Origin of the sequence: Mycobacterium sp. (assembly GCF_032162105.1) — a bacterium.
In the GTDB taxonomy this organism is placed as follows: Bacteria; Actinomycetota; Actinomycetes; order Mycobacteriales; family Mycobacteriaceae; genus Mycobacterium.
Genome location: NZ_JAVRPS010000041.1, coordinates 1 through 10,092, shown reverse-complemented (window position 1 = coordinate 10,092; position 10,092 = coordinate 1). Strand labels below are relative to the sequence as shown.

General features: G+C 68.9%; 8 protein-coding genes and 2 pseudogenes. 6 read left to right on the top strand and 4 right to left on the bottom strand.

Annotated features, from left to right (window positions below; genetic code table 11):
- Positions 1-688 (top strand): annotated as a pseudogene (marP, locus tag QOC69_RS01900) (acid resistance serine protease MarP); the annotation flags it as partial.
- Between the two features lies 1 nt (position 689).
- Here the strand turns inward: marP and QOC69_RS01895 are convergent.
- Both QOC69_RS01895 and QOC69_RS01890 read right to left on the bottom strand, forming a co-directional pair.
- Positions 690-1,622: an alpha/beta fold hydrolase gene (locus QOC69_RS01895; protein ID WP_526435802.1), complete on the bottom strand. Its 933-nt coding sequence runs from the start codon at positions 1,620-1,622 to the stop codon at positions 690-692.
- Between the two features lie 50 nt (positions 1,623-1,672).
- Positions 1,673-2,200, bottom strand: coding sequence for a phage holin family protein (locus tag QOC69_RS01890; protein ID WP_526435800.1), 528 nt, complete (start codon positions 2,198-2,200; stop codon positions 1,673-1,675).
- Between the two features lie 186 nt (positions 2,201-2,386).
- Between QOC69_RS01890 and QOC69_RS01885 the strand changes: the two genes are divergently transcribed.
- Positions 2,387-3,061 carry a S1 family peptidase gene (locus tag QOC69_RS01885; protein WP_526435798.1) on the top strand — a complete coding sequence of 225 codons (675 nt, stop codon included), beginning with the start codon at positions 2,387-2,389 and terminating at the stop codon, positions 3,059-3,061.
- 5 nt (positions 3,062-3,066) lie between these two features.
- Here the strand turns inward: QOC69_RS01885 and acs are convergent, their stop codons facing one another.
- Positions 3,067-5,022: an acetate--CoA ligase gene (gene acs / locus QOC69_RS01880; protein ID WP_526435796.1), complete on the bottom strand. Its 1,956-nt coding sequence runs from the start codon at positions 5,020-5,022 to the stop codon at positions 3,067-3,069.
- A gap of 155 nt (positions 5,023-5,177) precedes the next feature.
- On the opposite strand from acs, the gene QOC69_RS01875 reads away from it, so the two are divergent.
- On the top strand, positions 5,178-5,948 hold the full coding sequence (locus tag QOC69_RS01875; RefSeq protein WP_526435794.1) for a Fic family protein: 771 nt from the start codon (positions 5,178-5,180) through the stop codon (positions 5,946-5,948).
- 422 nt (positions 5,949-6,370) lie between these two features.
- On the opposite strand, the gene QOC69_RS01870 is transcribed toward QOC69_RS01875, so the two are convergent.
- Complete coding sequence (locus tag QOC69_RS01870; RefSeq protein ID WP_526435792.1) at positions 6,371-7,255, bottom strand: HAD-IB family hydrolase; 885 nt, start codon at positions 7,253-7,255, stop codon at positions 6,371-6,373.
- Positions 7,256-7,660: 405 nt separating this feature from the next.
- Between QOC69_RS01870 and ssd the strand changes: the two genes are divergently transcribed.
- The 3 genes and pseudogenes from ssd to QOC69_RS01855 form a co-directional block, all read left to right on the top strand.
- The gene (ssd, locus tag QOC69_RS01865; protein WP_526435790.1) at positions 7,661-8,719 is read left to right on the top strand and encodes a septum site-determining protein Ssd; all 1,059 of its coding nucleotides are present in this window, start codon (positions 7,661-7,663) and stop codon (positions 8,717-8,719) included.
- The gene (locus tag QOC69_RS01860) at positions 8,716-9,882 is read left to right on the top strand and encodes a TadA family conjugal transfer-associated ATPase (protein ID WP_526435788.1); all 1,167 of its coding nucleotides are present in this window, start codon (positions 8,716-8,718) and stop codon (positions 9,880-9,882) included. The genes ssd and QOC69_RS01860 overlap by 4 nt, the downstream gene beginning before the upstream one ends.
- Positions 9,879-10,092, top strand: a pseudogene (locus tag QOC69_RS01855) (type II secretion system F family protein); the annotation flags it as partial. The gene QOC69_RS01860 and the pseudogene QOC69_RS01855, both read left to right, overlap by 4 nt.

Here is a 10,092-nt window from a genome sequence, read left to right as displayed (position 1 = left end):
GCTGCCCGAGGTGCTCCCGCAGTTCGGCCGCACGCCGATCGTCAACGTCGCCATCCCCGACGCGACGTTGGCAGGCGATCCGGTGGTCGCGGCCACCCGGCCAAGCGTCCTCAAGATCCGCGGCGTTGCGCCGAGTTGCCAAAAGGTGCTCGAGGGTAGCGGTTTCGTCGTCGCGCCGAACCGGGTGATGTCCAATGCGCACGTCGTCGCGGGCTCGGAGAGCGTCACCGTCGAGGTCGACGGCCAGACCTACGACGCCGGTGTGGTGTCCTACGATCCGAGCGCCGACATCTCCATCCTGGACGTGCCTGGCCTGCCATCGCCGCCGTTGCAGTTCGACATGCAGGAAGCGCGGACGGGCACCGACGCGGTGGTGATGGGCTACCCGGGCGGCGGCGACTTCACCGCCACGCCGGCACGGATCCGGGAGATCATCCAGCTCAACGGGCCGGACATCTACCACACCACCACGGTCACCCGCGAGGTCTACACCATCAGAGGCGCAGTCCGGCAAGGTAATTCGGGCGGTCCGTTGATCGACCGTGACGGCAGAGTGCTTGGCGTCGTCTTCGGCGCCGCTGTGGACGATGCGGACACCGGCTTCGTGCTGACCGCCAACGAGGTGGCCAAGCAGATGGCCAAGGTCGGCAGTACCCAACGGGTGCAGACCGGGGCCTGCATCTCCTGACCTAGGTGCCGTGCACCTGCGCGAGGAACCGGGACAGCTGTTCGTTGACTTCCGCCGGTGCCTCTTCATGCGCGAAATGCCCTGCGCCCGCAATGGATACGTACCGACCGTGGGGGGCGTAATGCTGGGTCTTGTACACCGGGTCGGCCAGCACGTAGGGGTCGGCGTCGCCGCGGATGTGCAGCACCGGAACGGCCAGGGGGCGCTTCATCGACTTCATGAACCGTCGACCCTCGGCGCGAAGTTGGCTCCGCACCGCCCAGCGTTGGTACTCCAGCGCGGAATGCGCCGCCGACGGGATCTGAACGGCCCGGCGCAGGTGGCCGATCGTCTCCGAGAAGTCCTCTGACGCCAGCCATTTGCCGCTCGACCGACCACGGACGAGCGCTTCGAGTTCGGCTGCGTCGTGGCGGGTCAGCACCCGCTCCGGCCAGAACGGCACCTGGTAGCGCAGCATCCCGGGCAGAAGGGCAAGGCCCTGGTCGCGCCGGGTCAGCGCGGAGGCGCGCAACGCCACCGGGTGCGGCGAACTGACCAGCGCGATCGCGCGCACCGACCGCGGGTGGAGCACCGACGCCGCCCAGCACACCAGCCCACCGTCAGCATGACCGACCAGTGTGGCGGTGTTGTGCCCGAGCGCGCGCACCAGGCCCGCGGCGTCGCCGGCCAGCGTCCAGCCGTCGTAGCCCCGCGGAGGTTTGTCGCTGCCGCCGTAGCCCCGCAGGTCCACGGCCACCACGCGTGCCCCGGTCAGACCGCGCAGCTGGTGCCGCCACGACCACCAGAACGACGCAAACCCGTGCATGAGTATCACCAGCGGTCGCTCGGCGGACTCTGCGGGACGGTTCTCGGTGGGCAGCGCCTCGACGACGTGGAAGCGAATCCCGTTGGCGTGCACGTCGAGATGACGCCATGGACCGTCGATGCGCGTCATCGACGGATCGGGCGGCTGTCTGCTGTCGCCGCCGGGACGGCTCCGCGGCACTACCAGCCCGATGGATCTGCGGTCGACGCGGGCCGCGCAGCGCCGTCGGCCGATGTGATCGCCTTGCCGCCGTACTTGTCGCCGCCGGGGGTCAGAGCGGCCCGTGTCTCCTTGACCGACTCGATGGTCTGCTGCGGCCCGCGGATCCGCCGCACCTTCAGATAGCCGAACAGGGCGAGCACCGCGGTGGTCAGCACCATGGCGCCGAAGACGATCAGGAAGGCGACCCATCGCCACAGCCAGGTGTCGAGGAGTTCGGCGACGAAGAAGAAGAAGAAGAACGTCGAGTAGAACAACACCACGAGCGCCAGGATGAAGAAGACGCTGCCGGTGAGGCCCTTCTTCAGGTCACGTGTGATCTCGGCCTTGGCGAGTTCGACCTCGGCCCGCACCAGGGTCGACACCTGCGTGGTGGCATCCTTGACGAGGTCGCCGATCGACGGATCGGGTACCGGCGCGTGCGGATCCACCAGCGGAATCGAAGTCACTGTGGTCGGCACGCCGTTCTTACGGTCGCCTGTGCTCACGGACGAGTCCTCCCCGCGTCGAGACCAAATTGGGATGTCAGTGGCGTTCATGTTGCCATGTCGCGCCGGGCTGAAGCTCCCCGGCCGACGTTAGACTCACGGGGTTTGGCGGGAATCCAGGCGGGGCAGTCGATGGGGGTGGTGTTGAGACATCGCTGGCACGACACTGTCGCGACAGTCGTCGTCATGGCAGCCCTGGCCTTCGCGTTCTCGGTTCCGGCCGCGCCGTTCGCGCGCGCCGCCGGGGATCCCGTTGCCCTTGGCGGCGGCTCCGGAATCGTCATCGACGGCGATACGTTCTGCACGCTCACCGCGATCGGCAACGACGACCGGGGCAATCTCGTCGGTTTCACCTCCGCGCACTGCGGCGGGCCCGGCGCTCAGGTGGCCGCCGAAGGCGCCGAGGACCACGGCGTGCTTGGCACCATGGTGGCAGGCAACGAAGGCCTCGACTACGCGGTCATCCAGTTCGACCCGAACCTGGTGCGGCCGGTCGCCGAGGTGAACGGGTTCCGCATCGACGGCATCGGGCCCGACCCGGTGTTCGGCGAGGTGGCGTGCAAGCTCGGCCGCACCACCGGCTATTCCTGCGGCGTCACCTGGGGGCCCGGCGACAAGCCAGGCACCATCGTCAACCAGGTGTGCGGGCAGCCCGGCGACTCCGGGGCGCCGGTCACGGTGGACAACCGCCTCGTCGGCATGATCCACGGTGCGTTCAGCGAGGACCTCCCCGCCTGCGTGGTGAAGTTCGTGCCGCTGCACACCCCGGCGGTGACGATGTCGATCAACTCGGTCCTGGCCGACATCGCCGCCAAGAGTCGGACGGGCTCGGGATTCGTGCCGGTCGCCGATGTGGCATAGCTCCGCTACTTGGTCGCCCTGATCGCTTCGAACACGCTGGGGTCCACCAGCGTCGAGGTGTCGCCGAGCTCGCGGCCCTCTGCGACGTCGCGCAGTAGGCGGCGCATGATCTTGCCGCTGCGGGTTTTGGGCAGTTCGGGGACGACGTGGATCTCGCGGGGCCGCGCGATGGGGGAGATCTCCTTGGCCACCTGCTTGCGCAGCGCGTCGACCATCTCTTCGGTGGGGGTGTCGGCGTGGTGGGCCGTCAGGATGACGAACGCGCAGATGGCCTGGCCGGTGGTGTCGTCGGTGGCTCCCACGACGGCGGCCTCCGCCACCCCGGAGTGTCCGACGAGCGCGGACTCCACCTCGGCGGTCGAGATGCGGTGCCCGGAAATGTTCATCACGTCGTCGATGCGGCCCAGCACCCAGATGTTTCCGTCGGCGTCGTAGCGCGCGCCGTCGCCGGCGAAGTACCAGCCTTGCTCGGCGAACCGCGACCAGTACGTTTCCTTGAACCGCTCGGGATCGCCCCAGATGCCGCGCAGCATCGACGGCCACGGCTGATCCAGGACGAGATAGCCGTTGGGTTGCTCGCCGTGATCGGCGCCTGGCTGGAGCTCGTTGCCGTCGTCATCGACGATCTTGGCCGAGATGCCGGGCAGCGGGGTCATGGCCGATCCCGGCTTGGCCGCCGTGACACCCGGCAGCGGCGAGATCATGATCGACCCGGTCTCGGTCTGCCACCAGGTGTCCACGATCGGAGTCTTGTTGGCGCCGAAGGCATCCCGGTACCAGCGCCAGGCCTCCGGGTTGATCGGCTCGCCGACCGAGCCGAGCAGCCGCAGGCTGGACAGGTCGTGGGCATCGGGGACCTCGCGGCCGAACTTCATGAAGGTGCGGACCAGCGTCGGCGCCGTGTAATAGATGGTGACGCCGTACTTTTCGATGACCTCGAAATGGCGATGCTCATTGGGCGAGGCAGGGGTGCCCTCGTAGACCACCTGGGTCACGCCGTTGGATAGCGGGCCGTAGACGATGTAGGTGTGCCCGGTGACCCAGCCGATGTCGGCCGTGCACCAGTACACGTCGCTGTCGGCCTTGACGTCGAAGACGTTGAAGTGGGTGTAGCTGGACTGCGTCAGGTACCCGCCGCTGGTGTGCACGATGCCCTTGGGCTTACCGGTGGTTCCCGACGTGTAGAGCAGGAACAGCGGGTGCTCGGCGTCGAACGCCTCGGGTTCGTGTTGCGTCGACGCGCTGTCCACCACCTGGTGCCACCACAAGTCGCGGCCCTCGGTCCACTCCACGTCGATCCCGGTGCGCCGCACCACCAGAACGTGTTCGACTGTGGAGGACGCTTCGACTGCCTCATCTACGGCCTCCTTCAGCGATACCGCCTTGCCGCGCCGGTACTGTCCGTCGGTGGTGATGACCAGCTTGGCGTCGGCATCCTCGATGCGGGCCTTCAGCGCAGTCGCCGAATAGCCGGCGAACACCACCGAGTGCATGACCCCCAGCCGCGCACAGGCCAGCATCGCCACGATCGCCTCGGGCACCATCGGCATGTAGATGGCGGCACGGTCGCCGGCCACCAGTCCCAGATCCGTCAGCGCGTTCGCGGCCTTGCAGACCTCGGCCAACAGCTCGGAGTAGGTCAGCGTGCGACGGTCGCCGACGGGCTCACCCTCCCAGTGGATGGCCACCCGGTCACCGTTGCCCGCCTCGACGTGGCGGTCGACGCAGTTGTAGGCGACGTTGAGCCGCCCACCCACGAACCACTTGGCGAACGGTGCGCCGGACCAGTCGAGGACCTCGGTGAACGGGGTCTCCCACGACAGCCGGTTGGCCTGCGTGCCCCAGAACGCCAGCCGGTCGGCCTCGGCCTGGCGATACAGGTCGGCGGTCGCGTTCGCCTGCGCAGTGAAGTCACCGGATGGGGGATAGGCCGACTGAGCTTCGGTGTGCGTCTCCGACATGGATGTGAGAGTAGTCACCCGACGTTGCGTCAACGTTGGCAAGTCACGGTGACGCCTGCGGGCGGCGCGTCTGCTGCGACGAACGTCACGGAAGCCGGGCTCAACGGTCGGGTCCCGGCGACTCGTCCCCGCGTGCCGGGCTAGCGTGTGCTGCCGTGACGGATCCGCTGGCCCCGCTGACCGAGCTGCCGGGGGTCGCCGAAGCCTGTGACGAAGCCAGGGAGGCGCTCGGCCGGGCACATCGGCACCGGGTCAACCTTCGTGGCTGGCCGGCGACGGCCGCGGAGGCCGCAGTGCGGGCTGCGCGCGCGTCGTCGGTGTTGGACGGGGGATCGCTGACGATCGGCGACGGGGACCCCGAGGCGAGCGAAGCCACGGGGGATGTGCGTGCCGACCCGGTGCTGGCCGGTGCGCTCCGGGTGGCCGAGGCGCTGGAGGGTGGCGCCACCGCGCTGGTCGGGGTGTGGCAGCGGGCGCCGATGCAGGCGATCGCACGGCTGCATGCGTTGGCTGCCGCCGATCTGACCGAAGACGACCGGCTGGGCAGGCCCCGGCCGGACGCCGACGTCGGACGTCGCCTCGAGTTGCTCCGCGACGTCATCACCGGCGGCACACGGGTTCCCGCGCCGGTGCTGGCCGCCGTCGCGCACGGTGAGCTGCTCACCCTGGCACCGTTCGGCGTCGCCGACGGCGTGGTGGCCCGCGCCGTGTCGCGGCTGATCACCATCACCAGCGGTCTGGATCCGCACGGGCTCGGCGTGCCCGAGGTCTACTGGATGCGCCAGTCCGGCGACTATCGCGCCGCGGCACGTGGGTTCCAGTCCGGGACACCCGACGGCTTGACGGCGTGGATCCTCGCCAGCTGCACCGCGTTGCACGCCGGCGCGAGGGAGGCGTTGGCGATAGCTCATGCGGCCTCGGAGTGACTTCCCAGCAAAATGAAGCGGGCGGCGCTCCGAAATAATTCGGCTCGCCGCCCGCTAGCACGGACTCCGGTTACCAAGCGTGCTTGGTGGGGTTGCGTGGGACGACCTCGGCGTTCTTGAGAAGCGCTACATCTGTGACCCCGCCCAAAGAGTCATCATCGTTGTTCGCTTTTCGCAATTACGCAGGCCCGCAACACTTTTGCCATTATCGCGGCTTTTGCTCCGCGTGGGTGCCGGGTTCCGTGCTGGGTAGCCTGACTCGGGAGTTCGCGCCTTCTCTTCCGGCTCGACCTTGGCCTCGCCCGGCTTCCGTGCTTCCCTTTGTACTCCGTGACCGCGGTCACATCAAGTGCCAATTCGGTCGCGTCGCCGGATCGTTACGCCGCCCGGCTCAGCTACCGGTGGGTAGGGTGCCGAACGGGTCAGGGGGCGAAGCGCCGGAGCAGCGAGTACGTCAGTGCGCCTGCCGCCAGTGCGCTCGCGCCGACGGCCACGGTGGTCGCGACCGCGGCGCCTGACGGTGCTGCGGGAAGGCGGTCGCGCAGGGATATCGGGCGGGAGAACGTCAGCACCGGCCAGCCGCGCGCTACGGACTCCTTGCGCAACGCACGATCGGGATTGACCACGGTCGGATGGCCGACGGACTCGAGCATCGGCAGATCGGTGATCGAATCCGAGTAGGCGTAGCAGTGCTCGAGTGCGTAGCCTTCGCGGGCGGCGAGCTCCTGGATTGCCTCGACCTTGCCAGCGCCGAAGCAGTAGAAGGCCACCTCGCCGGTGTACTTGCCGTCCTCGACGACCATCCGGGTGGCCATCGCGTGAGTTGCGCCGAGCGCGCGGGCGATCGGTGCGACGATCTCCTCGCCCGATGCCGACACGACGACGACGTCGCGGCCGCACAGCTTGTGGTCCGCGATCAGGTTTGCGGCCTCCGCGAACACCAGCGGGTCGACGATTTCGTGCAGGGTCTCGCCGACGATCGACTTCACCTGCTCGACGTTCCACCCGGTGCACATGTTGGTGATGTAGGAGCGCATCCGGTCCATCTGTTCGTGGTCGGCGCCCGACATCAGAAACAGGAACTGCGCGTAGGCAGATTTCAGGACCGTCTGACGATTGATCAGCCCTTGGTCGAAGAAGGGTCTGCTGAAGGCCAACGTGCTCGACTTGGCGATGACCGTCTTGTCGAGATCGAAGAAGGCCGCGGTCCGGACGGGGCGGCTCGTCGTGGTCTCGCCTGCCATCTCACCTGTCGTCTCGCCTCCCGGCGGCAGCGAGCCATCCGCCGTTTGGTCGGGTGCGCTCACGGTTCTCAGCATAGGGCCCGCGGTCACGAGGGAGGTGAACCGCATTGCTCAAGTGGCAGTCCATGTCACCTGGCCGGTGCTGCAACTTTCGAGGTCACAGGGTTGTTGCGAGTGAAAGGAGGACTTGCTTCCCGCTGTGTCAGCGTGTGTATAGTGAGTATTACTCGGCTTATGCCGGGTGTGGATCAGCCCGACCCCCCGGGGCTGATACACGACGACCTCCGCCTCCTCCCCCCCTGGCGGGGGTCGTCCCTTTTCTGGGGTCATTCCTCCCGCATCTGCGCACTCGCTGCGGCGTGACGTTGGTCGTCCAGCCTCGCAAACCGTTGTGCACAGATCCGATTTCCTCCACAGATGGCCTCGCGGGCGTAGCGATACGTCGTCGCCGCCGCACACAGTGGGGTGATGAACACCAGTGGTGGGATCCTCGCTCTGGTCGCCGATTTGGACCTGCGCAACGAGGTCGATCGCGTCGGCGCGGCCGTCGGCGTCCGGGTCGTGCACGCGGCCGAACCGTCCAGCCGCAAGGTGTGGGAATCGGCGTCGGCCGTCGTGCTCGACAGTGAAACCGCCTGTCGCTGTGTCGAACTCGCCTTGCCGCGTCGCAATCGTGTGTTCCTCGTCGGGCGCACCGGGCCGAAGTCGGGGCAGTGGGAGGCCGCGATCGCCCTAGGTGTTCAACGGGTGCTGGTCCTGCCAGATCAGGAGGCCGATCTCGTCGCCGAGCTCTCCGACGCAGTGGAGTCGCGGCGGGCGGAGCGCCACGGAGCCGTGCTCGCGGTGATCGGCGGACGGGGTGGTGCGGGTGCGTCGGTGTTTGCGACGGCGCTCGCGTTCGCCGCGCCGAAGGCGTTGCTGCTCGACGTCGATCCGTGGGGCGGTGGCATCGATCTGGCCGTCGGCGGGGAAGCCGAGGCCGGGCTGCGCTGGCCTGACCTGGCGTTGCAGGGTGGACGGCTCGACTACTCGGCCCTGCATGACGCGCTCCCGACCCGGGACGGCGTGACGGTACTGTCCGCAGGCCGCGCTCTCAGCGAGGTCGATGCAGTGGCGCTCGGCGCGGTCGTCGACGCCGGCCGCCGCAGCGGCACCACGGTCGTCTGTGACCTTCCACGACGAGCCACCAACGCGGTCGAAGCCGCGCTGGACGCCGCCGATCTCGTGGTCCTCCTCACCCCCGCCGACGTCCGGTCGTGCGCCGCCGCAGCGGCCACCGCCCAGTGGTTGGTGGCGGTCAACCCGAACGTCGGTCTCGTCGTCCGCGGGCCGTCGCCGGGTGGGCTGAGTTCGGCCGACGTAGCGCAGATCGTGGGAATGCCGCCGCTGGCCGCGATGCGGACACAACCCGGTGTGGCGACCATGCTCGAGCACGGTGGGCTGCGCCTGCGGCGCCGCTCCCCGCTGGCGTCAGCCGCCCGTCGGGTGCTCACGGTGTTGCACCACCAACCGGGAGTCGAGAAATGAGCGCCTCCCTGATCGACCGGGTCAGGGAGCGGTTGGCGGCCGAGTCGGCATCGCTTCGGCCGAACGTGGTCGCCGCCGCCATCCGCGCGGAATCCGGTGGCGTGCTTGGTGATACCGAGGTGCTGAGCAACCTGCGGGTACTGCAGACCGAACTCACCGGTGCAGGCATCCTCGAGCCGCTCCTGCGCGCCGACGGCACCACCGACGTGCTCGTCACCGCACCCGACGCGGTGTGGGTCGACGACGGAAACGGATTGCGCCGCAGTATGATCCGGTTCACCGACGACGCCGCAGTGCAGCGGCTGGCTCAGCGCCTTGCGCTGTCGGTCGGCCGGCGTCTCGACGAGGCGCAGCCGTGGGTCGACGGGCAATTGACCGGCCTGGGGATCGGCGACCTGACCGTGCGGCTGCACGCGGTGCTCCCACCGATCGCGGGCGGCGGAACCTGCCTGTCGTTGCGGGTGCTGCGACCGGCCACCCAGAACCTCGACGCGCTGGTCGGCGCCGGCGCCATCGCCGCGGAGGCCCTCGGGCTCCTCACCGAGATCATCGGCGCGCGACTGGCGTTTCTCGTCTCGGGTGGTACGGGTGCGGGCAAGACCACGCTGCTGGCCGCCGCGCTCGGCGCCATGTCGCCCGACGACCGCATCGTGTGCGTCGAGGACGCACCGGAGTTGGCGCCGCGGCATCCGCACCTGGTCCGGTTGGTCGCGCGCTGCGCGAACGTCGAGGGCATCGGCGAGGTGACCGTACGGGACCTGGTCAAGCAGGCCCTGCGAATGCGACCCGACCGGATCGTGGTCGGCGAAGTGCGCGGCGGCGAGGTTGTCGATCTTCTGGCTGCTCTGAACACCGGCCACGACGGGGGCGCCTGCACCGTGCACGCGAACAATCCCGCCGAGGTGCCCGCACGCCTGGAAGCCCTCTCCGCACTCGGAGGACTGGACCGGTTGGCGCTGCACAGCCAGCTCGCCGCCGCGGTCCAGGTGCTGCTGCACGTGAGCCGGGATCGCGGCGGGCGCAGGCAGCTGGCCGAGATCGCCGTGCTGCGGCGCAGCTCGGACGGATTGGTGACCGCGCTCACCGCGTGGCACGTCGAACGCGGATTCACCGAAGGCATGGCGGATTTGAGCAGTCTTCTCGCGCAGCGGGGCCGGGCGTGAGCGCGGCCGCTGTCAGCCTCGCGCTGGCTCTGTTGATCGCGCCGGGCGTGCCGCGGCGACGACTCGGGCAGCCGGGCGTCGCAAGACCGGCGCGACGCTCCGTGCGGGTACTCGCGGGAAGTGCGTGCGTCGTCGCGCTGGTGCTCGTCGTGCCGATCACCGTGGTCCTGGCGTTCGCGATCCTGGCGCTGACGCTGGCCGCGCGACGGC